Source organism: Streptomyces sp. NPDC059355, from assembly GCF_042752335.1.
Classification (GTDB): Bacteria; Actinomycetota; Actinomycetes; order Streptomycetales; family Streptomycetaceae; genus Streptomyces.
In genome coordinates this window covers 1-23,708 of record NZ_JBHYXN010000006.1, presented here as the reverse complement: position 1 = coordinate 23,708, position 23,708 = coordinate 1, and the positions used below count along the sequence as shown (strand labels likewise).

General features: G+C 72.0%; 22 protein-coding genes and 2 pseudogenes. 12 read left to right on the top strand and 12 right to left on the bottom strand.

Annotated elements, in window-relative coordinates; all coding sequences use genetic code 11:
- Window positions 1-94: 94 nt before the first annotated feature.
- The 7 genes from ACFXGI_RS07785 to ACFXGI_RS07755 all read left to right on the top strand — a co-directional run bounded on the left by ACFXGI_RS07785 (window position 95) and on the right by ACFXGI_RS07755 (window position 4,171).
- Window positions 95-1,210, top strand: coding sequence for a threonine aldolase family protein (locus tag ACFXGI_RS07785; protein ID WP_384704568.1), 1,116 nt, complete (start codon window positions 95-97; stop codon window positions 1,208-1,210).
- A gap of 197 nt (window positions 1,211-1,407) precedes the next feature.
- Window positions 1,408-1,593, top strand: a complete 186-nt coding sequence (locus tag ACFXGI_RS07780; RefSeq protein ID WP_030867911.1) for a DUF397 domain-containing protein — start codon at window positions 1,408-1,410, stop codon at window positions 1,591-1,593.
- A 65-nt stretch (window positions 1,594-1,658) separates the two neighbouring features.
- Window positions 1,659-2,318: a hypothetical protein gene (locus ACFXGI_RS07775; protein ID WP_384704567.1), complete on the top strand. Its 660-nt coding sequence runs from the start codon at window positions 1,659-1,661 to the stop codon at window positions 2,316-2,318.
- A gap of 13 nt (window positions 2,319-2,331) precedes the next feature.
- A complete protein-coding gene (locus tag ACFXGI_RS07770; protein WP_384704566.1) occupies window positions 2,332-2,505 on the top strand; it encodes a hypothetical protein in 174 nt (57 codons plus the stop codon).
- Between the two features lie 142 nt (window positions 2,506-2,647).
- Complete coding sequence (locus ACFXGI_RS07765; protein WP_384704565.1) at window positions 2,648-3,127, top strand: BlaI/MecI/CopY family transcriptional regulator; 480 nt, start codon at window positions 2,648-2,650, stop codon at window positions 3,125-3,127.
- Window positions 3,128-3,136: 9 nt separating this feature from the next.
- Window positions 3,137-3,667 carry an amino-acid N-acetyltransferase gene (locus ACFXGI_RS07760; protein ID WP_384704564.1) on the top strand — a complete coding sequence of 177 codons (531 nt, stop codon included), beginning with the start codon at window positions 3,137-3,139 and terminating at the stop codon, window positions 3,665-3,667.
- Window positions 3,668-3,832: 165 nt separating this feature from the next.
- Window positions 3,833-4,171, top strand: coding sequence for an Lsr2 family protein (locus tag ACFXGI_RS07755; RefSeq protein WP_030867899.1), 339 nt, complete (start codon window positions 3,833-3,835; stop codon window positions 4,169-4,171).
- On the opposite strand, the gene ACFXGI_RS07750 is transcribed toward ACFXGI_RS07755, so the two are convergent.
- Complete coding sequence (locus ACFXGI_RS07750; protein WP_384704563.1) at window positions 4,150-4,797, bottom strand: SCO3374 family protein; 648 nt, start codon at window positions 4,795-4,797, stop codon at window positions 4,150-4,152. The two genes, ACFXGI_RS07755 and ACFXGI_RS07750, sit on opposite strands and share 22 nt — an antisense overlap.
- 450 nt (window positions 4,798-5,247) lie before the next feature.
- On the opposite strand from ACFXGI_RS07750, the gene ACFXGI_RS07745 reads away from it, so the two are divergent.
- Both ACFXGI_RS07745 and ACFXGI_RS07740 read left to right on the top strand, forming a co-directional pair.
- On the top strand, window positions 5,248-7,773 hold the full coding sequence (locus ACFXGI_RS07745; RefSeq protein ID WP_384704562.1) for an ATP-dependent Clp protease ATP-binding subunit: 2,526 nt from the start codon (window positions 5,248-5,250) through the stop codon (window positions 7,771-7,773).
- Between the two features lie 816 nt (window positions 7,774-8,589).
- Window positions 8,590-9,219 carry a M23 family metallopeptidase gene (locus ACFXGI_RS07740; protein WP_384704561.1) on the top strand — a complete coding sequence of 210 codons (630 nt, stop codon included), beginning with the start codon at window positions 8,590-8,592 and terminating at the stop codon, window positions 9,217-9,219.
- A gap of 81 nt (window positions 9,220-9,300) precedes the next feature.
- Here ACFXGI_RS07740 and ACFXGI_RS07735 read toward each other — a convergent pair whose 3' ends face one another.
- A complete protein-coding gene (locus ACFXGI_RS07735; RefSeq protein WP_384704560.1) occupies window positions 9,301-10,482 on the bottom strand; it encodes a LamG-like jellyroll fold domain-containing protein in 1,182 nt (393 codons plus the stop codon).
- 122 nt (window positions 10,483-10,604) lie between these two features.
- Window positions 10,605-11,921 (bottom strand): two-component system sensor histidine kinase CseC, encoded by a 1,317-nt coding sequence (gene cseC / locus ACFXGI_RS07730; protein ID WP_384704559.1) that lies wholly within the window; start codon window positions 11,919-11,921, stop codon window positions 10,605-10,607.
- 116 nt (window positions 11,922-12,037) lie between these two features.
- Between cseC and ACFXGI_RS07725 the strand changes: the two are divergent.
- Window positions 12,038-12,733: pseudogene (locus tag ACFXGI_RS07725) on the top strand (zinc ribbon domain-containing protein).
- On the opposite strand, the gene cseB reads toward ACFXGI_RS07725, so the two are convergent.
- From cseB to ACFXGI_RS07700, 5 genes are all read right to left on the bottom strand, one after another.
- Window positions 12,723-13,436 carry a two-component system response regulator CseB gene (cseB, locus tag ACFXGI_RS07720; protein ID WP_384704558.1) on the bottom strand — a complete coding sequence of 238 codons (714 nt, stop codon included), beginning with the start codon at window positions 13,434-13,436 and terminating at the stop codon, window positions 12,723-12,725. The pseudogene ACFXGI_RS07725 and the gene cseB sit on opposite strands and share 11 nt — an antisense overlap.
- 21 nt (window positions 13,437-13,457) lie before the next feature.
- Window positions 13,458-14,096: a hypothetical protein gene (locus ACFXGI_RS07715; RefSeq protein ID WP_384704557.1), complete on the bottom strand. Its 639-nt coding sequence runs from the start codon at window positions 14,094-14,096 to the stop codon at window positions 13,458-13,460.
- Window positions 14,097-14,134: 38 nt separating this feature from the next.
- Window positions 14,135-14,707, bottom strand: coding sequence for a SigE family RNA polymerase sigma factor (locus tag ACFXGI_RS07710; protein ID WP_229337378.1), 573 nt, complete (start codon window positions 14,705-14,707; stop codon window positions 14,135-14,137).
- A gap of 180 nt (window positions 14,708-14,887) precedes the next feature.
- Window positions 14,888-15,853 carry an A/G-specific adenine glycosylase gene (locus ACFXGI_RS07705; protein ID WP_384704556.1) on the bottom strand — a complete coding sequence of 322 codons (966 nt, stop codon included), beginning with the start codon at window positions 15,851-15,853 and terminating at the stop codon, window positions 14,888-14,890.
- Between the two features lie 21 nt (window positions 15,854-15,874).
- Complete coding sequence (locus ACFXGI_RS07700; RefSeq protein WP_384704555.1) at window positions 15,875-16,504, bottom strand: phosphatase PAP2 family protein; 630 nt, start codon at window positions 16,502-16,504, stop codon at window positions 15,875-15,877.
- A 169-nt stretch (window positions 16,505-16,673) separates the two neighbouring features.
- On the opposite strand from ACFXGI_RS07700, the gene ACFXGI_RS07695 reads away from it, so the two are divergent.
- Window positions 16,674-17,453, top strand: a complete 780-nt coding sequence (locus ACFXGI_RS07695) for a hypothetical protein (protein ID WP_384704749.1) — start codon at window positions 16,674-16,676, stop codon at window positions 17,451-17,453.
- Between the two features lie 140 nt (window positions 17,454-17,593).
- Here the strand turns inward: ACFXGI_RS07695 and disA are convergent, their stop codons facing one another.
- Together disA and radA are read right to left on the bottom strand one after the other, a co-directional pair.
- Entirely contained in the window at window positions 17,594-18,718 is a 1,125-nt protein-coding gene (gene disA, locus ACFXGI_RS07690) for a DNA integrity scanning diadenylate cyclase DisA (RefSeq protein WP_384704554.1), read from the bottom strand.
- 152 nt (window positions 18,719-18,870) lie between these two features.
- Window positions 18,871-20,274, bottom strand: coding sequence for a DNA repair protein RadA (radA, locus tag ACFXGI_RS07685; RefSeq protein ID WP_384704553.1), 1,404 nt, complete (start codon window positions 20,272-20,274; stop codon window positions 18,871-18,873).
- Window positions 20,275-20,471: 197 nt separating this feature from the next.
- Here radA and ACFXGI_RS07680 point away from each other — a divergent pair, with 197 nt between their 5' ends.
- Window positions 20,472-22,298 carry a hypothetical protein gene (locus tag ACFXGI_RS07680; protein WP_384704552.1) on the top strand — a complete coding sequence of 609 codons (1,827 nt, stop codon included), beginning with the start codon at window positions 20,472-20,474 and terminating at the stop codon, window positions 22,296-22,298.
- Between the two features lie 35 nt (window positions 22,299-22,333).
- Here ACFXGI_RS07680 and ACFXGI_RS07675 read toward each other — a convergent pair whose 3' ends face one another.
- On the bottom strand, window positions 22,334-23,185 hold the full coding sequence (locus ACFXGI_RS07675) for a hypothetical protein (RefSeq protein ID WP_384704550.1): 852 nt from the start codon (window positions 23,183-23,185) through the stop codon (window positions 22,334-22,336).
- Window positions 23,186-23,205: 20 nt separating this feature from the next.
- A pseudogene (locus ACFXGI_RS07670) lies at window positions 23,206-23,708 on the bottom strand (IS5 family transposase); the annotation flags it as partial.

Here is a 23,708-nt window from a genome sequence, read left to right as displayed (position 1 = left end):
GGAAGGCCTTCCGTTCCAGTCCGCGGGGGGTACCGGACGATACGTCGCCATGCTAGCCCCTGGGCGTGTTGGCCGGTCGGCGATGATCGGGGGCATGACGGATGACGATGATCTGACGAAGCGGCTGCTGGCGGCGGGGCGTACGGCGGATCGGACGCTCTCGCCGGGCGTGCGCGAGGCGACGGTCGGGGAGCTGCTGGCGGGGCTGGCCGCGCCGGATCCCGACGAGCCGGCCGACCTGTACGGGGACGGGGTGGTGGCCCGGCTGGAGCGGCGGGTGGCGGAGCTCCTCGGCACGCAGGACGCGGCGTTCTTCCCGTCGGGGACGATGGCCCAGCAGATCGCGCTGCGCTGCTGGGCGGCGCGGACCGGGAACCCGGTGGTCGCACTGCACCCGATGAGTCATCCGGAGCTGTGGGAGGGCGGCGCGCTGTCGCTGGTCTCGGGCCTGCGGACGGTGTACCCGACGACGGACCCGCGCCAGCCGACGGCGGAGGAGGTCGCGGACCTGGCGGAGCCCTTCGGCACGCTGATGCTGGAGCTCCCGCTGCGCGACGCCGGGTTCCTGCTGCCGTCCTGGGAGGAGCTGGAGGCGCTGGTCGAAGCGGCCCGCGAACGGGACGCGGTGGTCCACTTCGACGGGGCCCGGCTGTGGGAGGCGACCGTGCACTTCGGGCGGCCGCTGAAGGAGATCGCGGGGCTCGCGGACTCGGTGTACGTCTCGTTCTACAAGTCGCTCGGCGGCCTCGGCGGGGCGGCCCTGGCGGGCTCCTCCTCCCTGGTCGCGGAGGCGCGGGTCTGGCGCCACCGGTACGGGGGCCAGGTGTTCCGCCAGTTCCCGCAGGCCCTCTCCGCGCTGGCAGGCCTGGACGGGGAGCTCCCGCGCCTGCCCTCGTACGTGGCCCAGGCCCGCATGGTGGCCGCGGCCCTGGCGGAGGCGCTGGCCGGCGGCCCGGTCCCGTGGTTCCGGATCAACCCGGAGACCCCGCACACGCACCAGTTCCAGGTCTGGCTGCCGTACGAGGCGGACCGGCTGACGGAGGCGGGGGTCCGGACGGCGGAGGAAACGGGCACGGTCCTCTTCCGCCGCTGGTCGGCGGCGCCGGTCCCGGGCGTATCGATGACGGAACTGACGGTCACCGCTCCGGGGCTGACCTGGACCCGCGAGGAGGTCCAGGAGGCCGCCCGGGCCTTCACCGCCCGCCTCTGACGGGGCCGCGGACGGGGTCTCCGGCGGGGCCGCGCCCCGATTCCCCGGGCCCCGGCAACGGCGCCGAAGATGCGCGAATGGTCCCGCCAGTGCAACGACGGCGCACCGATTTCCGCCGAAGTCATCGGTCCGGCGCCGCCTCCCGGTTACCTTCCCTGCACGGGAAAGCAACGGAGCCGTCCCCCGGAGGAGACACCATGACCGCTCACCCCGACTGGCAGAAGTCCACGTACTGCGGCGAAGGAGACAACTGCGTGTACGTCTCCGCGGCCCCCGGCCACCTCGTGCGCGTCGCCGACCGGGCCGACCCGGCGCACCTGGTTCTGGCCACGACCCAGTCCGCCTGGGCCGACTTCCTTGACGCCGTCAAGGCGGACGGGTAGCGGTCGGCGCGCCCGGAATCATGCCGCTCAGGGGATTTTGTCCGATTAGCGCGTATCTTCGGCCCATGCCCACGCCCTACGGATCCCGCGGCGGCATGGCGTTCAGCGCCGCCGAGCTGCACGTGCTCAGGCGAACGCTCGCCCACGCCCTCCAGTCCTCCACGGCCCCCGCCCCCCTGACGACCCCCGAGGTCCAGGACTGTCTGCGCCTCGCGCAGTCGGTGGACGACGCGGTCCAGGAGGCGGGGCGGCTCAGAGAGTTCCTCCTCGCCGACCTGGACCGCTACCGGGGCGCCCTGCCCGGCAGCCTCTCCGGCTACCTGGAGCTGCTCCAGGACGCCCTGGCGGCGGGGTACGAGCCCGCGCCCGACGATCTGGCCGCCCTGCGCGCGCTGCGGGCCAACGCGGTCGCGGCGGCGCTGCTGGAACGCTGCCAGGGCATCGCGGAGCGCTCCGTACGCCGGAGGCTGTCCACGACCCCGCAGCCCCGGACCCGCCTGCTGGCGCTGTCCGGGGGCAAGGACACCAGGGAGGCCAGAGCGGCCAAGGACGGGAAGGACGGCAAGGAGGAGCCGGCCCGGCCCGCGCCGGCGCCCAAGGAGCCACCGCACCCCGAGCGCCCGTCCGAGCGCCCGTCCGAGCGGCCCATCCCGACCCCCGGCGAGGTGTTCCCGCCGCGCCGCAAGCCCACCCCGCCCCCGGCGGCCGGGCTCGCGGCCGGGTAGCTACGCTGGGGGCATGGACTATGTTTCCGCGCTCGTGCCCCCCGTAGTGATGGCCGGATTCTTCATCGCGCTCGTCGTGACGATCGTGAAGAGCCAGGGCGGCGCCAACAAGGCCAAGGAAGACGCGGCCGTCGACGCCGTGATCGCCCGCGCCGAGGCCGCCAAGCAGACGCAGCCCGGCCAGTAGCCCGCCCGGCCTTCCCTCCCTCTTCCCGAGCACCGCTCTCGCGCACGGCAACTGCCGCGTAACGCGGTGCCACCGCATTCTCGCGGCGCGTTGCGTTCCGAATAGCCGGGCAATTCCGCACATTCCGCACTATCGTGCTGTTGTGCCTCGCCCCTTGGGAGAACTCGAAGACGCGGTCATGACGCGGGTGTGGCAGTGGAACCGCCCGGTCACTGTTCGTGAAGTTCTGGAAGACCTCCAGCAGGAACGGTCCATCGCGTACACCACGGTCATGACGGTTATGGACAATCTCCATCAGAAGGGCTGGGTCCGCCGGGAAGCCGAAGGCCGCGCCTATCGATATACCGCGGTCTCCACCCGCGCCGCCTACTCGGCCGCACTGATGAACGAAGCCTGGTCGACGAGCGACAACCCCGCGGCCGCCCTCGTGGCCTTCTTCGGCATGATGTCCGCGGAACAGCGCGACGCCCTGCGCGACGCCTTCCGCATCGTGGGGTACGACGACGGGTCGGCCGCCGAGCCGCCCGCCGGGTCCGCGGCCCCGGCCCCCGCCGCGACGCCCTCCGAACCCCCTCCCGCCGAAGGGGACTCCGCCGGGCGTGGGACCGAGCCCGGGCGATAGCGTCCGGGCATGGGTGAGTTTTCCGCTGAACACGCAAAAACAGTGACGATCCGCCGTGCCCGCACCGGCGATGTTCCCGCGCTGCGCCGCCTCCTCGACCAGTACGTGCAGCAGCGGATCCTCCTCGACAAAGCCCCCGTGGTTCTTTACGAGGACATCCAGGAGTTCTGGGTCGCGGAACGGGACCGGGACGGCCAGGTGGTCGGCTGCGGCGCTCTCCACGTCATGTGGGAAGACCTGGCCGAAGTCCGCACTCTCGCGGTGGACCGCGAGTTGAAGGGCGCCGGAGTCGGCCATCAGCTGCTGCGGCAGTTGTTGGACACCGCGCGGACCCTCGGTGTCGCCAAGGTTTTCTGCCTGACCTTCGAAGTGGACTTCTTCGCGAAGCACGGCTTCGTCGAGATCGGGGAGACCCCGGTCGAGACGGATGTCTACATGGAGCTCCTGCGTTCCTATGACGAGGGTGTCGCCGAGTTCCTCGGTCTCGAACGAGTGAAGCCGAACACCTTGGGCAACAGTCGGATGCTTCTGCACCTCTGAACGATCACGGCGGCTTTTCCCGTGCTCCGCGCACCTGTGGCCTATGTCCGAATCGCGCACGTTTCCCGCCGCGTTGCGGTCTCGAACCTCTCCCCGGGGGTTTGTGTTTTCCAGGGAAAAGCGGTTTCCTTTCCGCGTACTGCTTTTCGATGAAAGGAAATCCCGGTGGCACAGAAGGTTCAGGTCCTTCTTGTCGACGACCTCGACGGTGGCGAGGCGGACGAGACCGTGACGTTCGCTCTGGATGGCAAGACCTACGAGATCGACCTCACCACCGCCAACGCGGAGAAGCTGCGCTCCGCGCTCGCCGACTACGTCAAGGGCGCCCGCCGCACCGGTGGCCGCGCCTCGGGCGGTCGCGCCAAGACGCGTACGGCCGCGACGTCCGGGAACCCGGACACCGCCGAGATCCGCGCGTGGGCCAAGGCCCAGGGGATGAGCGTCAACGACCGCGGGCGCGTTCCGCAGGAGATCCGCGAGGCCTACGAGAACGCCAAGGGCTGACCCTCGGCCTCTCGTTCCCCCAGTGCCCGCGGGCTGCCGGGGGAAGGGGCTCGCAGGGGCGTACGCCGCCACAGGCGCGCCCGGTGGCATTCCGTCGCCGCCGCCGCGACCAGGCGTACGAGATCGGGACCGGCACCACCGTGCCGGGGACCGGCGCCCTGCCCCGGACCGGGCAGGGAGGGCAGCAGCGCCTCACACCCCTGCTCGGGGGGTCGCAGCCACACGGCGGCCCTCCGGGGACTTCCCTGGGGGTGTCCGGGCGGGACCGGGGCCGAGATCCGGCCGCCGTCGCCCAGCGCGCCGAGGTCCAGGGCGACCCCGCCCCACTCCAGCCAGTCGAGCAGCCCCTCCAGCTCGTCCGCGCTCCCCGCGGCCACCAGGAAGCGCATCCTGAGCCCCGAGAGCGCCACCGGACCCGTGGCGACCGGCCCGCGCAGCAGCCGCTCCCCGGCATCGGCCGGCAGCTCCAGCACGTCGAACAGCACCCCGGTGACCAGCCGGGCGGGCGGTCCGCCGGCGACGGGCCAGCCGAGCACCTCCTCGTACCAGGACGCGTACGCGCCCCGGGGCGGATCCGCGGCTGAATCCTCGGGCGCGACGCGGGGCGGTGGAACGGTGGCGGCCATGACCGGAGCAACTCCGGAGGGACGCGGGAGTTACGCTGCGCGGCGGTCTCAATGCGGAACGTAAACATCCGCCGAGATGCAGCCCCACATTCGGGACGCAATCGTGTTCGCCCGTAGCGGAGGGAACCGGTGCCGCCGGCATGGAGTGTCAGTCCTTACGGGTAAGACATTCCTAGTGGATCGGGGCGACACGCTGATTTGGGCGGCTTCCGTTCGCCATCGGCGTACACGTGTGACGGGTATCTGCCTGGCCTGCGGGAACATCGTCTCGCACCATCGGGTTGGAGCAGTTGTCGGCTGTTGAAGCCGGTTTTCCCCACTGACGTGGGGGTGATCGCGGACGGATGTCGGCAGTTGGAATGAGCTGTCCCGCCCCGCGGGACTAGCATGCGGAAGGACAGGGCGGGGACCGACCCCGAACTGCCCGACCGCTCTGAGGAGCGATAAACGATGTTCGAGAGGTTCACCGACCGCGCGCGGCGGGTTGTCGTCCTGGCTCAGGAAGAAGCCCGGATGCTCAACCACAACTACATCGGCACCGAGCACATCCTCCTGGGCTTGATCCACGAGGGTGAGGGTGTCGCCGCTAAGGCCCTGGAGAGCCTCGGGATTTCGCTCGAGGCTGTTCGCCAGCAGGTTGAGGAGATCATCGGTCAGGGGCAGCAGGCCCCGTCCGGCCACATCCCCTTCACCCCGCGGGCGAAGAAGGTCCTGGAGCTTTCGCTCCGAGAGGCCCTCCAGCTCGGCCACAACTACATCGGCACCGAGCACATCCTGCTCGGCCTCATTCGCGAGGGCGAGGGCGTCGCCGCCCAGGTCCTGGTGAAGCTGGGTGCCGATCTCAACCGAGTCCGGCAGCAGGTCATCCAGCTGCTCTCCGGCTACTCCGGCGGAGGCAAGGAGTCGGCCACGGCCGGCGGCCCGGCCGAGGGCACCCCCTCGACCTCCCTCGTCCTGGACCAGTTCGGCCGCAATCTCACGCAGGCCGCCCGCGAATCCAAGCTCGACCCGGTCATCGGGCGCGAGAAGGAGATCGAGCGGGTCATGCAGGTCCTGTCCCGCCGTACCAAGAACAACCCGGTCCTCATCGGCGAGCCCGGCGTCGGCAAGACCGCCGTCGTCGAGGGCCTGGCCCAGGCGATCGTCAAGGGCGAGGTGCCCGAGACCCTCAAGGACAAGCACCTCTACACCCTGGACCTCGGCGCCCTGGTCGCGGGCTCCCGCTACCGCGGTGACTTCGAGGAGCGCCTGAAGAAGGTGCTCAAGGAGATCCGCACCCGCGGCGACATCATCCTGTTCATCGACGAGCTCCACACCCTCGTGGGTGCGGGTGCCGCCGAGGGCGCGATCGACGCCGCCAGCATCCTCAAGCCCATGCTGGCCCGTGGTGAGCTCCAGACCATCGGTGCCACGACGCTGGACGAGTACCGCAAGCACCTCGAGAAGGACGCGGCCCTCGAGCGCCGCTTCCAGCCGATCCAGGTGGCGGAGCCTTCCCTCCCCCACACGATCGAGATCCTCAAGGGACTGCGCGACCGCTACGAGGCCCACCACCGCGTCTCCATCACGGACGAGGCCCTGGTCCAGGCGGCGACGCTGGCCGACCGGTACATCTCGGACCGCTTCCTGCCGGACAAGGCGATCGACCTGATCGACGAGGCCGGCTCCCGGATGCGCATCCGCCGGATGACCGCGCCGCCGGACCTCCGCGAGTTCGACGAGAAGATCGCGGGCGTGCGCCGCGACAAGGAGTCGGCCATCGACTCCCAGGACTTCGAGAAGGCGGCTTCTCTCCGCGACAAGGAGAAGCAGCTGCTGGCGGCGAAGGCCAAGCGCGAGAAGGAATGGAAGGCCGGCGACATGGACGTCGTCGCCGAGGTCGACGGCGAGCTCATCGCCGAGGTCCTCGCGACCGCGACCGGCATTCCCGTCTTCAAGCTCACCGAGGAGGAGTCCTCGCGACTGCTCCGCATGGAAGACGAGCTCCACCGTCGGGTCATCGGCCAGAAGGACGCCATCAAGGCGCTCTCCCAGGCGATCCGCCGTACCCGTGCGGGTCTGAAGGACCCGAAGCGCCCGGGTGGCTCGTTCATCTTCGCCGGCCCGTCCGGTGTCGGTAAGACCGAGCTCTCCAAGACGCTCGCCGAATTCCTCTTCGGCGACGAGGACGCGCTGATCTCCCTCGACATGTCGGAGTTCAGCGAGAAGCACACGGTTTCGCGCCTCTTCGGTTCGCCCCCCGGCTACGTGGGCTACGAAGAGGGCGGCCAGCTCACCGAGAAGGTGCGCCGCAAGCCGTTCTCCGTCGTCCTCTTCGACGAGGTCGAGAAGGCCCACCCGGATATCTTCAATTCCCTTCTCCAGATCCTGGAGGACGGTCGCCTGACCGACTCCCAGGGCCGGGTCGTGGACTTCAAGAACACGGTCATCATCATGACGACCAACCTGGGTACGCGGGACATCTCGAAGGGCTTCAACCTCGGTTTCGCCGCTGTCGGCGACACCAAGACCGGCTACGAGCGGATGAAGGCGAAGGTCAACGAAGAGCTCAAGCAGCACTTCCGGCCCGAGTTCCTGAACCGTGTCGACGACACGGTCGTCTTCCACCAGCTCACCGAGGAAGACATCATCCAGATCGTCGACCTGATGATCGCCAAGGTCGACGAGCGCCTGAAGGACCGCGACATGGGCATCGAGCTGAGCGGTGACGCGAAGCTCCTGCTCGCCAAGCGCGGCTACGACCCGATCCTGGGTGCCCGGCCGCTGCGCCGGACCATCCAGCGCGAGATCGAGGACATCCTGTCGGAGAAGATCCTCTTCGGCGAGCTGCGTCCCGGTCACATCGTGGTCGTCGGCAAGGAGGGTGACGGCGAAGAGGCCAAGTTCACCTTCCGCGGCGAGGAGAAGTCGGCCCTGCCGGACCTCCCCCCGATCGAGGCCACGGGCTCCGGCCCGGACCTGTCGAAGGGCGCGTAACGCGCGAGCGCCGGCTGTACCGAGGGGCGGCCCCGGAACCGAAAGGTCCCGGGGCCGCCCCTTTGGCGTCCTCGGCGCCATCCCAGCCGGACCGGGCCGGTCCGCAGCCCGTCGGCGATCACATCGGCGTGCTCCCGGCTACGCAGCACGCTCAGCAGCCGCAGGCCGGGCAGGCGGGCGGGCAGCCGGAGGTCTTCCGGCATCTCGTCGAGCGCCGCGGCCTCCAGAACCACGATGCGCAGCTCGGACAGGCCACCCGGTTCCCGCCGGTCCGCGGCGGTCGCGGGCCCCACTCGGCTCCGAGTGCGCGGCGTCGCGGGACAGGAGAGGGCCGGGTGCCGCCGAGCGCAGCTCGCGTGCGAAGGCCCGGGGCCCGGCCTGACCGCTTCCAGAGCGCGTCTCTCGCGCAGCGACACGTACGAGGAGATCCGTACGGGCCGGTCCGCCAGGCCCGCGCGCGCCCCCTCCCCTCGGAAGAGCCTCGTGGTCAGGGGAGCCGCGATCCCCGATGGCAGCCGGGCGGCAGAGGTCCCGCGCCGGTGACAAGCCGCACAGGGCAAAACGGACCTACTAGGACGTCTCGTAGATCGGATGTCCGTTTTGCCCCTGTCGGGGCGGGCCCTCGGTCCAGTGGGGGCGCGGTCAACCGGTTGCGTCACACCCTCCGGCCCTACGAGCCCCGGTAGTAATCGGGAGGTTTGGGGATACGGCGGGGCACGGGTTACCAAGGATGGGCAAGCCCGGCATCCGCTCTCCAGCGTGCCGGGTGGCTTCTTGCCCGAAGCGCCCCCTTGTCCCCGGCCCGGAGGTCTCCTTATGTCCGCGAAGCGCAACAGCACCCGTCGTACCCGTATCGCCATCGGCGCCACCGCTCTCGGTGCGGCCCTGGCTCTCGGGGCCGGGACGACCGCCGCCTTCGCCGACACGGCTCCCGAGACCGCCCTGACCGGCACCGCCGCGCTGGTCGCGGCCCAGGCGAAGGCCCAGGCCTCCGCGGCCGCCGCCAACACGGCTGCCAAGGCCGTCGTCGCCTGGCAGAAGCCGGTGTCGACCTACACGCTCTCCGCCACCTTCGGCAAGGGCGGCACCATGTGGTCCCACAAGCACTCGGGCCAGGACTTCGCCTGCCCCGTCGGCACCCAGGTCAAGGCCGCCTCCGCCGGCACCGTCGTCAAGGCCGGCCCGAACGGCGGCGGCGACGGCCCGGCGTACGGCAACGCCATCGTGATCAAGCACGCGAACAACACGTACTCGCAGTACGCGCACCTCTCGAAGATCAAGGTCCGGATCGGCCAGAAGGTCGCCAAGGGCTCGCAGATCGCGCTGTCCGGCAACACCGGCAACTCCAGCGGCCCGCACCTCCACTTCGAGATCCGGACCACCCCGAACTACGGCTCGGCCGTGAACCCGGTCGCGTTCCTGCGCACCGCCGGCGTCACCGTCTGACCCCTCCGGTCCCTGCCGGGGTCCCGTTGACCCGGGGTTCCGTTGACCCGGGTTCCGTTGATCCGGGTCCCGCGACCGGGGTCAGTAGAGGAGCCAGGAGCCCGTCGGCTTCGTCTTCGCGTCGACCCGGCCCGCCTTGAGGGTGTCGATCTGGGCGGGCGACAGCACCGAGGCGTACGTCTGCACGCTCTCCATCGCACCGTTCCACGGCGCGGTCCACTTGTCCTCGTGGCGGGAGCGGGCCAGCTCCAGCGGCCCCTGCGCCTGGAAGACCCCGGGGACGGGGGCCTCGCCGGTCTTCTTGCCGTTGACGTAGAGCGCGATCTGCTTGCGTTCGGCGTCGTAGGTTCCGGTCAGGATGGAGAAGGTCTTCTCCATCTTCGGGCTCTCGCCGGTGACGGTCACGGCGGTCGCCTCGGCCCCCTGGTCGCCGGTCTGGACGCGGAAGACCCATGCGGGCTTGCCGTTCACCTGGTCCAGGCCCAGCTCGAACGAGAAGGACTTCTCGTTGCCCTGGCTGACGGCGATCTGGCGCCCCTTCGGCGCCCGGTTCCAGACGCGGGCCGAGACGGTGAAGCTCTTGGCCGTGTCCACCACGCGCTTCTCGGACTCGGCGTACGAGTTCTCGTTGCCCTTCGTACGGACCTCGAAGCGCTTGTCGATCGGGAAGACCCCGGTGTCGGGGCCCATCTTCAGCGGGGCCTTTCCGCTGCGGTCCCGGATCTGCGTCGGGTCGTCCTTGACGGTCGGGGTGTTGTCGACCGGCGCCTTGCTCTTCGACCCGCTGGGGGAGGGCGAGGCCGACGCGCTCGGGGACTCCTTGTCGTCCACCGCCTCGTTCTTGCCCTTGTCGTCGCCGCCCATGAGCAGGAACGTTCCGCCGCCGGCGAGCAGCGCCAGTACGGTCACCGCGCCGCCGATCATCCACAGCCGCTTCTTGCGCTTCTCGGCCGCTGAGCGGTCCGCCATGGCATCCCAGTCCGGCTGGTCCGACCGCGGCGTGAACGGCCCGGGGGCTCCGGGGAACCCAGGACCGCCCGGAGCGCCGGGCGGCGTCGGCGCGCCCATGTCCGGAAGCCCCTGGGCCCACTGCTGCGGGGCCGGGCCGAAACCGCCACCGCCGCCCGGTGCCGGCGCACCGGGCGGGTAGCCGTAGCCGTAGCCGGCCGCGGGGGCCGGCGGGACCGGCGGGAACCCGTATCCCCCGTCCCCGGGGGCGGGGTGGGGCTGCGGGTTGCTGGGGGGATTCGTACCGTCGGTCATGCCAGGGATGCTAAGACACCGGCCCGCACATCCGTGCGGCCCGGTCCGGGTCCGGTGGTGGTCCGACTCCGCTCCGCGACCGGTTCAGCCGGGCCGCCGCGCCCCGGACCGCTCCAACATCCCTACGCCCCCGACAGCTTGACGGTCGGGAAGCTCCCCGTCGCCGTCGGCGCGTGCTCCGGCAGCCACAGCACCGCCACCGCCCCCGCCGCCGCGCCCTCGCGGTCCATCCCGCCCGGGGCCGCCACGTTGCGGAACGTCAGCCGGGCACCCAGCACCCGAGCCTGCCCCTCCGCGATGGTCAGGCCCAGCCCGTGCCCGACGCCCGCCCGGTCCGTCGACCCGGTGCGGAACCGGCTCGGCCCCTCGCGCAGCAGCGCCTCCGGGAAGCCCGGCCCGTGGTCCCGGACCCGTACGACCCGGCCCTCGATGTCGACCTGGACCGGCGCCTGCCCGTACCGCGCCGCGTTCGCCAGGAGGTTGCCCAGGATCCGCTCCAGCCGCCGCGGGTCGGTGCTGACGATCTCGTCCGCCACCACCCGTACCGTCGCCTCCGGCATCAGCGCGGTCACCCGCCGGCTCACGAACTCGCCCAGCGCCACGTCCTGCAGCTCCGCCCGCTCGGACGCGCTGTCCAGCCGGGCCACCTCCAGTACGTCCTCGACCAGCGCCCGCATCGCCTGCGCCCGGTCCCGCACGAGCTCCGTGGGCCGCCCCGGAGGCAGTAGTTCCGCCGCCGTGAGCAGGCCCGTCACCGGGGTGCGCAGCTCGTGCGCGATGTCCGCGGTCACCCGCTGCTCGGCCTCCAGCCGCTGCTGGAGCGCGTCCGCCATGGCGTCGACGGCCCGCGCGAGGTCGTCGGTCTCGTCCCGTACGACGCCCCCGACCGCGTCCCGCACCCGTACGTCGGGATCCCCGTGCGCCACCCGCTGCGCCGCGGTCGCGGCCTTGCGCAGCCGGCGCGAGATCTGGCCGCCGATGAGCACGCCGAGCGCGGCGCCCGCGACCACGACGGAGATCGACCCGACGACCAGGGCCCGGTCCAGGTCGCGCACCATGTTGGCGCTCTCCTTGAACTCGTTGTGCAGCGACAGCACCTGCCCGTTCCCGAGCGGCACCGCGGCCCACACCTGGGGCACGCCCCCGCCCGACTCCTGGACGTACGTCCCGCGCCGTCCCGACCGCGCCTTCTCGCGCAGCGCGACGGGCAGTTCGGGGTCGTTGATCTTCGCCCCCAGGGCCGGCTTGCGCCCGGCCTCGACGAAGCGGGCGATCACGTTCACGTTGGCGAGCTGGGCTTCGCGGGCGCTCTCCAGCATCGACACGCGGGCAGCACTGTGCACGACCAGGCTCAGTGCCACGGCGACGAGCGCACCGACGGCGGCGATGGCGAGCGTGATCTTCCAGCGGATCCCCGTACGGAGGGTGAACCGCTTCATCAATGAATCCTTGCGTGGGATGGCCGGGTACCGGGCCGCAGACGAGTGACGTGTCTTTGTGTAGTCCTAAGGGCAGAGCTTGTCCACTTACGGAAACGCTCTCCAGCGTGTGAGCCGTGACGGCCTCCCCGGTGAAGCGGGCGTTCAAGTACCGCCTCCACCCCACGGAGGAGCCGGCTTTTCCGTCCGAGGTCTCCTCGGTCCCGCTCCGGCAGACACCGCGGCACTTGGAGGGTGCCCTCGTGGCCCTCTGGGAGCGGCGCTCGGATTACCCGCGCTTCACGTCGCGGAAGAAATGCCGTACCAGTGCCGAATGCACCCGTAGTGCCTTCGTCTTCCGGGATGGTCGGCTGACCCTGGCAAAGATGCGGAAGCCTCTGGATCCTCGCCGGTCGCAGGACCGGGCCCGCCTTGTGAAGGCCCAGCGCCGGCTCGCCCGCTCCATCAGCGATGCGTCGTGGGCGGAGCTGCGGTTCATGCCGGAGTGCAAGTGCGGTTGGTACGGGCGTCGGCCGGTCACCGTCGACCGGTGGTTCCCCAGTACGAAGCTGTGCTCCCGCTGCGGCGTTCTTGTCGCGAGCATGCCCCTGCACGTCCGCAGCCGGACGTGCGCGAACTGCGGTACGCCCCATGGCCGGGACTAGCATGCCGCAGTCAACCTTCTGGCCGCCGGGCAGGCGGTGACAGTCTGTGGAGACGGTGTAAGACCTCAACGGAGAACTCCGGGCGGGCAGTCGTCGGTGAAGCAGAAACCCCAGCGGGTGACCGCTGGAATCCCCTCTCGTCAGGCGGGGGATCAGGTCAAGCCTTGAGCTTGTATCCGAATCCTCGGACCGTTTCGATGCGGTCCTGCCCGATCTTGGTGCGCAGCCGCTGGACGTGGACGTCCACGACGCGGGTGTCGCCGCCCCAGTCGTAGTCCCACACCCGCTCCAGCAGGCGGTCGCGCGAGAGAACGGTGCCGGGCGCGGAGGAGAATTCCAGCAGCAGCCGCATCTCGGTCGGCGTCAGCGCCACCGGGGCGCCGGCCTTGCGCACCTCCATGCCCTCGGTGTCGACCTCCAGGTCGCCGAAGAGCAGGACCCCGCGTTCCTCGGAGCCGTCCTCGTCGTTCGCTCCGGGCCGGCCGTTCTGCGGGCCGCCGGCGTGGCCGAAGCGGCGCAGCACCGCACGGATGCGGGCCACGAGGACCGAGCCGTCGAACGGCTTGGTGACGTAGTCGTCGGCGCCGGCCTCCAGGCCCAGGACCACGTCGATGGAGTCGGCCCGCGCCGACAGCATGATCACCGGGACGGTGGACTCGTCGCGGATCCGGCGGCACAGGCTCACGCCGTCCATGCCGGGCACCATCACGTCGAGCAGGGCGATGTCCGGGCGGTTGGCCCGGAAGGACTCCAGGCCGGACAGGCCGTCGGGCATGGCGGTGACCACGAACCCGTCGCGTTCCAGCGCCAGGGTCGTGGCCTCACGGATGACGTCGTCGTCCTCCACGAACAGGACATGGGTCTCGGCCATGCGGGGAGCCTCGCCTCGCTGCTAGTTCTTCTGGGTGACCGCGGGGGCGGGCTGGGCCCCGCCGTCGACGTTGCTGTAGTCGGTGTGCACCCGGTCCTGCTCGGTGAACTTCTCCCCGTCCCAGCGGTACGTGATCACGTCCTCGCCGGACGGGTACGCGAGCGCGTCGCTCTTGCCGTACACCGGCTTGGTGACCACCAGGTCGCCCCGGTCGATCTCCGCGTAGACGGGCGGCTGCTCGTCCGAGAACACATTCTCGTACGTCCCGCCCTCCGACCTGTACACGTACGAGCCCCGCCCCAGCGCATCGGCGCAGGACAGTACGTTCACCACGATGTCCACGGCCGAGTTCCCGGTGACCTTCCCGTAGCTCACGTCGATCGGGTACTCCTTGCCCGTGCAGGGCTTCAGGTCCCGCTTGACGTCGGCGCCGACCTTCGGGTCCGCCTTCAGCAGCGCGACCGGGTCGACCTTCTTCGAGGGCTTGCCCGACGCGCCGGTCGTGGCCGGGACGTGGTCGGGCGGTGTGGCCGTCGGCGAGCCGGTCTTGGACACGGGGTCGGTGTGGGCGGGCCCACCGTCGCGCAGGCCGGTCCCGCCCGCGCTGCATCCGGCCGCGAACAGCACAGTGCCGGCGAGGACGACCGTCCCCGCCGACATCAGTACCAGCGAACTTGTGCCCCTCAGGGATTGGCCGTTCAGGCCGCGCACCGCTCACGCCCCTCGTACCGGATGGTGTGGTCACCGCGGTGGTCACCGCGCTCCAGCGCGCGCATGTCCAGATCCCGGCTCTCCAGTTCCTGTCGGAGACGGGCCAGTGCGCGGTGCAGGGTGCTCTTCACAGTACCCGCAGACATGCCGAGCGCGGCGGCGGTCTCCTCGGTGCTCATCTGCTCCCAGTGTCGCAGCACGACCACGCTGCGCTGCTTGGGCGCGAGCACCTTGAGGATGTCCATCAGCAGGGCGCGGTCGGCGCGCTGGTCGGTGCCGTCCTCGACCGAGGCGTCCGGGAGCTGCTCGGTGGGGACTTCCTCCAGCTTGCGGGCGCGCCACCACTCGGTACGGGTGTTGATCATGACGCGGCGCATGTAGGCGTCGGCCAGGGACTTGTCGGCGATGCCGTCCCAGCGGCCGTAGGTGCGCACCAGGGCGGTCTGGAGAAGGTCCTGCGCGTCCGTGGGGTCCGGAACCAGGCGACGGGCACTGCGCAGGAGCGCGTCCTGCCGAGTGCGTACGTACTCCTCGAATCCGAGTACCTCGCCGTGCGCCATCTCAGACCGCCTCCGTCCCGTGCAACCGCTCGTCCGTTGCGCTTCGCCTTACGGATTCGAAGGTACGGAGGGGTTGTCACGGGCCTGTGCGAGCCAGCCTTCGGTGGGCGCACGGACACCCATAGGTTGTGTAACAGTGCCGTGAGCTGGGGTTTCGCCTCGATAAACGGAATCTCCGGCTCAGCTTGCGGGGGTGCTCGCGGAGGGGCTCGTGGGGGTGCTCGTGGCGGTGCCTTGCGGCAGCCGGTACAGCCCCGCCGCGAGCGGTTCGACCAGTCCGTCGGAGACCAGTCCGTCCAGTGACCGGGCCCGCTGCACCGGTTCGTCCCAGACCGTGTCGAGCACGGCCTGCGGAACGGGCCCGACCGCGTCCCGCAGCACCGCGAGGAGCTTGCCGCGCACCTGCCGGTCGGTCCCCGCGTACGTCTGCCCGCGCCGCGGCGGCCCGTCGTGGGCCGGCTTCCCGGCGAGACGCCACGCGCACAGCCCGGCCACCGGGCAGCGGGCGCAGTCAGGGGACTTGGCGGTGCACACCAGGGCGCCGAGCTCCATCGAGGCCGCCGCCCAGCGGGCCGCCGTGTCCTCGTCCTCGGGCAGCAGGGCCCGGGCCAGGCGCCGCTCGGCCGCGGTGGTGGCGTTCGGCGGGTACTCGACCCCGGTCGTGGTGCGGGCGAAGACCCGCCGCACGTTGGTGTCGAGCACGGCGTGCCGCTGCCCGTACGCGAAGGAGGCGACGGCCGCCGCCGTGTACTCGCCGATCCCGGGCAGCGCGAGCAGCTGCGCGTGCTCCCGCGGTACGTCGCCCGCGTGCCGCTCCGTTATCGCGACGGCCGCGCCGTGCAGGCGCAGGGCCCGCCGCGGGTAGCCGAGCCGCCCCCAGGCCCGTACGGCCTCGCCGGGGGCCTCGGCGGCCAGGTCGGCGGGGCGGGGCCAGCGGGCGAGCCACTGCTCGTACACGGGCAGGACCCGGCTGACGGGGGTCTGCTGGAGCATGAACTCGCTGACCATGACCCCCCAGGGGCCGGCCTCGGGGCGGCGCCAGGGCAGGTCGCGGGCGTGCTCCTCGAACCAGGCGATGACCGGGGAGTGCAGCGCGTGGGACGCGTCGGAGGACGTCTCGGGGGAAGGGCTGGTGGATGCAGTCATGGCAACGGCATCCTGGCACGTTCAGGGCCGCCGCGCGGGGCCCGGGCCGGTGAACCAGACAGCGGCGCGGCCTCCGCTCGCCCGCATGGCGGTGGTGATCGTACTGATCGGACCGGTCAGGGCGGGGACGGCCAGCGCGGCGAGGGCCCCGCCGAGCAGCAGGCCGGCCAGTACGTCGTGGGGGTAGTGGACGCCGACGAAGACCCGGGAGAAGGCCATCAGCACCGCGAGCGGGACGGTCAGCAGCGCGAGGCGGCCGACGCGGCGTACGGCGAGGGCCAGCGCGACGGCGGCGGCTCCGGCGATGGCGGAGTGGTTGCTGGGGAACGACCAGTCGCCGGGGGCCGGGCAGGCGACGAGGGAGGCGGCGGCCCCGGCGACCGCCCGGCAGGGCCGTTCCTCGTCCACGGCGGACTTCACGAGCTCGGAGGCGGCGTAGGCGAGGGCGGTGGCGAGCGGCGCGGCGACGGCGAGGGCGAGGGCGACGGCCCGCGGGCCCGCCTGGGTGCGCGCACGCCACCACACGGCTATGAAGAGCAGGCCGAAGAGCAGCAGCCCGTACTCCGTCCAGACCTCGAACACCGACTGCACCCAGCCGGGTGCGGAACGGGCGGAATCGGTGATGTCACGGTAGAGGCCGGAGGAGTCCATGCTCACCGACCGTACCCAAAGCCGATCAAGTCCGGCGCCGGACTCTTGGCCGGTTCTCGACGGTCGGGGGTCGGCCCGCAGGATGATCATCGGCAAAACAAGCCGGTTGCGCGGCATGTGGGGCGCGGATCGGGCCGAGGACTCTCGTAAAGTTCCGTCCGTGGGATCTATGCGCAATCCGGTCGGGCCGCTCCCCTCCTCCATCTACTGGCGACGGAGGGCCGTGCTGGCGTCCGTCGTCGCGCTCCTCGCACTGCTCGCCGTATGGACCGTCAGTTCCGGTGGGGGCAGGTCGAGTACGAACGGCAAGGGCGGCGACAAGGGGCCGAAGCCCGTCACGTCCATCACCCCGGGGCCGGCGGGGACGGGTCCGGCGATCAGTCAGGCACCGGGCGGGCGCGCGGAGTCGGGCGGCGGCGCGGGCAAGAACGGCGATCCGGGCGGCGCTTCGGGGACGGGTTCCGCTTCGGGCGGTGGCTCCGGTGCCGGCGGCACCGGCGGTACGGCCGGCAGCGCGCCCCAGGTCCCGGCGGACTCCCCCCTCCCCACCTGCGCCTCGGGCGGGCTGCAGTGGGAGGTCAAGAGCGTGAAGAACGAGTACGAGACGAGCGAGAAGCCCCGCCTCGAACTGGTCGCGCGCAATGTGTCGGGTACGACCTGCAAGGTCGATCTCGGCCCGAAGCAGGCCGTCCTGACCATCCTTCAGGCCAGCACCAGCAAGGCGGTCTGGTCCTCGGCGGACTGCCCCTCCGGCGCGGGCAACGCGTTCTTCCGCGTACCGGCGCAGGGCGAGACGAAGCAGTCGCTGGAATGGGACAGGAAGTTCAGCGCCCCCGACCAGTGCCAGACGCCTCCGGCGGGCGCCGCGGCTCCCGACACGTACGTGGTGGAGGTCAAGTCCCCGGGTATGCCGGTCGCCCGGACCTCGTTCGTCCTGAAGCAGGACTGAGCCCGGCCGGGGCCCGGCCCCGCAGCGGACGGCGGTGGCGCGCGCCACCGCCCGGCCACCGCCGGACGGAGTCCGGCGCAGCGGACCGGAGCCCGCGAGGCGCCCCGGCGCCGAGCGGTGCGAGGGCCGCGCCGAGAGGGTCAGACGTAGCGCTCGAGGATCGAGGACTCCGCGAGGCGGGAGAGGCCCTCGCGGACGCTGCGCGCACGGGCTTCGCCGACACCGTCCACGGCCTGGAGGTCGTCGACGCTCGCGGCCAGCAGCTTCTGCAGGCCGCCGAAGTGCTCGACCAGCCGCTCGATGATGGCCCCCGGCAGCCGCGGAATCTTCGCCAGCAGCCGGTACCCGCGCGGGGACACCGCGGAGTCCAGGGTCTCGGGCGAGCCCGTGTACCCCAGCGCCCGTGCCACGATCGCCAGCTCCAGCAGCTCCGGATGCGTCAGCGCGTCCAGCGCCGGCAGCGCCTCCTCGACCGTGCGCGAGCGCTTCGCCGTCGGCTCCGGAACGTAGTCCCGGATCACCAGCTCCCGCTCCTGCTCGATCCCGATCGTCAGCTCGTCCAGCTGGAGTGACAGCAGTCGCCCGTCCGTGCCCAGCTCCACCACGTATTCAGCGATTTCCGTGGCGATGCGGCGAACCATTTCCAGCCGCTGCGCGACCGCCGTCACGTCGCGCACCGTGACCAGGTCCTCGATCTCCAGCGCGGACAGCGTGCCGGCGACCTCGTCCAGGCGGAGCTTGTACCGCTCCAGCGTGGCCAGTGCCTGGTTCGCCCGCGACAGGATCGCCCCGGACTCCTCCAGGACCCGCCGCTCCCCGTCCACGTACAGCGCGATCAGCCGCATCGACTGCGACACCGAGACGACGGGGAACCCGCACTGCTTCGAGACGCGGTCCGCGGTGCGGTGACGGGTGCCCGTCTCCTCCGTCGGGATCGACGCGTCCGGCACCAGCTGGACGCCGGCCCGCAGGATCTTGGTGAGGTCCTTGTCCAGGATCAGTGCCCCGTCGAGCTTGCACAGCTCGCGCAGCCGGGTCGCGGTGAACTCCACGTCCAGGACGAAACCGCCCGTGCACATCGCCTCGACGGCCTTGTCCATGCCGAGGACGATCAGGCCGCCGGTGTTGCCCCGGACGATCCGCTCCAGGCCGTCGCGCAGGGGCTGACCGGGGGCGACCGCACTCAGCGAGGCGCGCATCAGCGCGTCGTGCTTGGAGCTCGCGCCGGACTTCCCGGGTGCTGCTGCCCCGTCCTTGGCTGCCACTGCACTCCTCCGGTCGCGGGTTGCGCCGCCTGCGTACAGCCGGGCGGACCAGCACAAAGTCTACCGGCGTGCGCTGCGCGCCCGCCGTGGCTTGGCCAGGTGCGCCCCGGCGGGACCCCGTACGGGCCCCCTCATACCCCCGCCACCAGCGGCTACTCCTTGGCCGCCGCCCGCGAACGCCCGCGCGGCAGCACCCGCAGGGCGTCGCCCATGTCCGCGACCTCGATCACCTTCATCCCGGCCGGGACCTTCCCCGGATCGCCCGGCACCAGCGCGTGCGTGAAGCCGAGCCGGTGCGCCTCGGCGAGCCGCCGCTGCACGCCCGTCACCCGCCGCACCTCGCCCGCGAGCCCGACCTCGCCGATCGCCACGAGGTTCTTCGGCAGCGGGACGTCGCTGGCCGCCGATGCCAGCGCGAGCGCGATCGCCAGGTCGGCGGCCGGCTCGGTCAGCTTCACCCCGCCCACGGTGGCGGAGTAGATGTCGCGCTTGCCGAGCGCGGTGATCCGGCCGCGCTGCTCCAGCACGGCCAGCATCATCGAGACGCGCGAGGTCTCCAGGCCCGAGGTGGTCCGCCGGGGCGAGGGGATCTGCGAGTCCACGGTCAGCGCCTGCACCTCGGCGACCAGCGGGCGCTTGCCCTCCAGGGTCACCGTCAGGCAGGTCCCGGGGACGGCCTCCGCGCGCCGGGTCAGGAACAGCCCGCTCGGGTCGGCGAGCCCGGTGATCCCCTCGTCGTGCAGTTCGAAGCAGCCGACCTCGTCGGTCGCGCCGTACCGGTTCTTCACCCCGCGCACGAGGCGCAGCCGCGCGTGCCGGTCGCCCTCGAAGCTGAGGACCACGTCGACGAGGTGCTCCAGCAGGCGGGGGCCGGCGATCGCCCCGTCCTTGGTGACGTGCCCGACCAGCAGGGTGGCCATGCCGCGATCCTTGGAAGCGCGGATCAGCGCTCCGGCCACCTCGCGGACCTGGGCCATGCCGCCCGGCGCGCCGTCGATCTCGGGCGAGGCGACGGTCTGTACGGAGTCCAGGATCAGCAGCGAGGGCTGTACGGCGTCGAGGTGGCCCAGTACGGCGGACAGATCGGTCTCGGCGGCGAGGAAGAGGTGGTCGTTGAGCGCGTTGATCCGGTCGGCCCGCAGCCGCACCTGGCTCGCCGACTCCTCGCCCGTGACGTAGAGGGTGCGGTGCGCTTCGCTCGCCGCCTTCGCCGCGACGTCGAGCAGCAGCGTCGACTTGCCGACGCCCGGCTCGCCGGCCAGCAGGACGACGGCGCCGGGTACGAGCCCGCCGCCGAGGACCCGGTCCAGCTCGTCCACTCCGGTGCTGCGGGCGGTCGCCGTCCGGCCGTCGACCTGCGCGATCGGGAGCGCGGGCGCGGAGACCCGGCCGGCGGCGGTGGTCCGTACGGCGGGCGCGCCGCCCATCTCCTCGACGGTGCCCCACGCCTGGCACTCGGGGCACCGACCGAGCCATTTCGCGGTCGTCCAGCCGCACTCGGAGCAGCGGTAGGACGGCCGGTCCTTGGCGGATGAACGAGATGTACGGGCAGCCATGCGGCCCACGGTATCCGGAGCCTGTGACAGCGGGTCCCGGGCCGGGACGTGGGCGGGTCCGCGGCCGGGTCCCGGCGCCCGGCCGCGGACCCGGCGTCAGGGCCGCGGTCAGCACGCGTTCGATCTGTTCACCCGTAAGGGCTAAAACAGCTGAAGGCTTCACGGCCGTCACCGGCGTGCGGCCTACCTTCGCCAGGGTGAACAGCAGCAATCAGGAAAGCCCCGCCCAGCGCACCGGCGCACACCGGGCGCACGGGCGCACACCCCTCGCGGGCCCCCCTGAACGTCCCGAGGGCCTCGCAGAAGACCCCGAGGGTGCCGAAGGCTTCGCAGGTCTCGCAGGTGTCGGACGTCCCGGAAGCCCGGAACGGGAACAGCCGACCCCGCCGCCCCCGTTCCGGCACGAGCCGTATCTGGACGGCCTGTTCACCTACTGCCTGTCGGTCCTGTGCGACCACGACACCGCCACCGACGTCCTCGCCGACGTCCTCGCCGTCGCGGAGCGCCAACCCGGCCGCTGTCCCGACGAGGGTGACCGGCGGGCCTGGCTGTACGCCCTCGCCCGCTGGGCCTGCCTGCGGCGGCTGGCCGAGCACCGGCGGACCCGGCTGGGAGTGCATTCCGCCCGGCGCACGCCGGAGCGCAAGGATGCCGAGCACGCGCCGGAGGCGTACCGTTCCGGCACCCTCGACGTGGGCGCGTACCGGCGCACCGAACTGGCCCGGCTCGCCTGGCCCGAGGCCGCCGGGACCACGCCCGCGCAGCGCGAGGCCCTCGAACTCGCCGTACGCCACCGCCTCGGCGTCCCCGAACTCGCCGCCGTGCTCGGCACGCCCCCCGCCATCGCCCGGGAGCTGCTGGCCGGCGCCGCCTGCGAGGTCGAGCGGACCCGCGCCGCCCTCGCCGTCGTCGAGACCGGCGGCTGCCCCTCCGTGTCCCGGCTCACCGGCGACGGCGACGGGCAGGTGCTGCTGTCCACCACCCTGCGCGCCGAGCTGGTCCGCCACGTCGACGACTGCCCGCGCTGCCGCCGCGTCGCCGAGCGCGTCGACGCCGCGGCCCCCTGGCCCGGCACCGGCGGCATCGACGCCGCCCTCCCGCTGGTCCCCGCCCCGCGCACCGCCGTCCGCGCGGCCATGGTCCGCTCCGGCGGCCGCCGCGGGCGCCGCCCCGGCCCGCGCTTCGACCGCACCGGCTTCCCGATGGACCCCCGGGACCGCGCGGCCCGCCGCGACCGGCTGCGGGCCCGGGCCGTGACCACCACCGTCGTGGCCACCGTGGTCGCGGCCCCCGTCCTGGCGCTGTGGGCGGCCTACCGCGGCGCCCCGGAGACCGGCGAGCCCGTCGGATCGGACGCCACCCGCATCTCCGCGAGCGAGTCCGAGCTCCCGGTCCCGGGCCGGGACGGCCGCGCGCTGCGCGCGTACGACAACGCCGGCAACACCGCGCACACCACCGGCGAGCCCGGCTTCGCCCGGGGCGGCGCCGGCCCGGACGGCTCGGACGTCTCCGTCGAGGTGATCAGCACCGGGGAGTCCGCCGCCCCCGACGGCCGGCCGGGGAACCCCGGGCGGCTCTCCGTCGCCGCCTCATCGCACGGGGGCACCACCATGCTCACGCTCACCGCGTCGGGCGGGGCGCCGGTGGACTGGCAGCTCTGGTCCGACGCGCCGTGGCTGAAGGCGAGCCGGTCCGCGGGCACGCTGGATCCCGGCGCCTCGTTCACCGTGTGGATCACCGTCGACACCGCGGCCCAGCCCGTGGGCGCCTGGTCAGCCCGGATCGGGGTGGAGCCGGGCGGCGCGGTGATCTCCATCCAGGGCCGCGGCCGTCCGGCGCCCCCGCCCCCGCCGGAGTCCGCGGACCCGACGCCGAGCCCGACGCCGACGCCCACACCGAAGCCGGCGGAAACCCCGGCGCCGACGCCCCCGCCCACCCCGGCGCCGACTCCCACCGCGACGGCGAGCGCGCCAGGAGGAACGGTTGGCCCGTCGGCGGATCCGAGCGGGCCGGGGCCGTCCTGAGGCTTACGGGGTGACGGGGTGACGGGATTGCGGGATTACGGGGTGACGGGCTCGGCGGGGTCCGCGGGGTGCGGCGCCATCGGCAGCAGCGAGGACAGCCGTGCCTCGCACAGCCGCACGAGGGCCTCGTACCCCTCCTTGCCCATCAGCTCGGTCAGCTCGGCGCGGTACGACACGTACACCGGATCGCCGGCGCCGTGCGCGGACGTCGCCGACGTGCACCACCAGTGCAGGTCGTGGCCGCCCGGACCCCAGCCGCGCCGGTCGTACTCGCCGATCGACACCTGGAGCACGCGGGTGTCGTCGGGCCGGTCGATCCACTCGTAGGTCCGGCGGATCGGCAGCTGCCAGCACACGTCGGGCTTGGTCTCCAGCGGCTCCTGGCCGCTCTTGAGCGCCAGGATGTGCAGCGAGCAGCCCGCCCCGGCCGGGAAGCCGGGCCGGTTGAGGAAGATGCACGCACCGTCCCAGCGGCGGGTCTGCTTCTCCCCGTCGTCGTCGAGCTGCGTCCACCCGGTCTCGCTGCCGACGTCGTGGAACTGCCACAGCTCGGGGGTCAGCCGCGCCACGTGCTCGGCGACCCGCTTCTCGTCGTCCTCGTCCGAGAAGTGCGCGCCGAGGGTGCAGCAGCCGTCGTCGGCCCGGCCGGCCTGGATGCCCTGGCAGCCGCTGCCGAAGATGCACGTCCAGCGGGAGGTCAGCCAGGTCAGGTCGCAGCGGAAGACCTGCTCGGCATCGGCGGGATCGGGGAACTCCACCCAGGCCCGGGGAAAGTCGAGCCCCTTCTCGTCGTTACGAGCGGCGGCGGAGGCCTTGGCGGAAGTCTTGGTGGAGACCTTGGCCTTCTTCGCCTTGTTGGACTTGTTGGCCTTCTTCGTATTTGGCACAAACCCAAGCCTAAGAGGTCCTAACAAAGGCGTTGGACGTGTCGGTGGGTGATGAGGCAGGTGGCGAGGCCGAGGAAGGCTTCGTGGATGTCGTCGCGTCGTTCCCACCGGATCCGGAGTCGGCGGAAGCCATGGAGCCAGGCGATGGTCCGCTCGACAACCCAGCGGTGGATTCCGAGGCCGGATCCGTGTGGGACACCGCGGCGGGCGATCACGGGTTTGATGCCGAGCGCCCAGACAAGGCGGCGGTATTTGTCGTGGTCGTAGCCGCGGTCTGCGAGGAGGCTGTCGGGTCGGCTGCGTGGCCGTCCAACCAGGCCGGCGACGGACGGGATCTTCTTCAGCAGGGGTATCAGCTGAGTGACGTCGTTACGGTTCCCGCCGGTCAGCGACACGGCAAGCGGGATGCCCCGGCCGTCGACGATCAAGTGGTGCTTGCTGCCCGGCCGAGCGCGGTCGACCGGGCTGGGACCGCTTTTGGGCCCCGTCGAGCGGCCCTGACGTGGGAGGAGTCGATCACCGC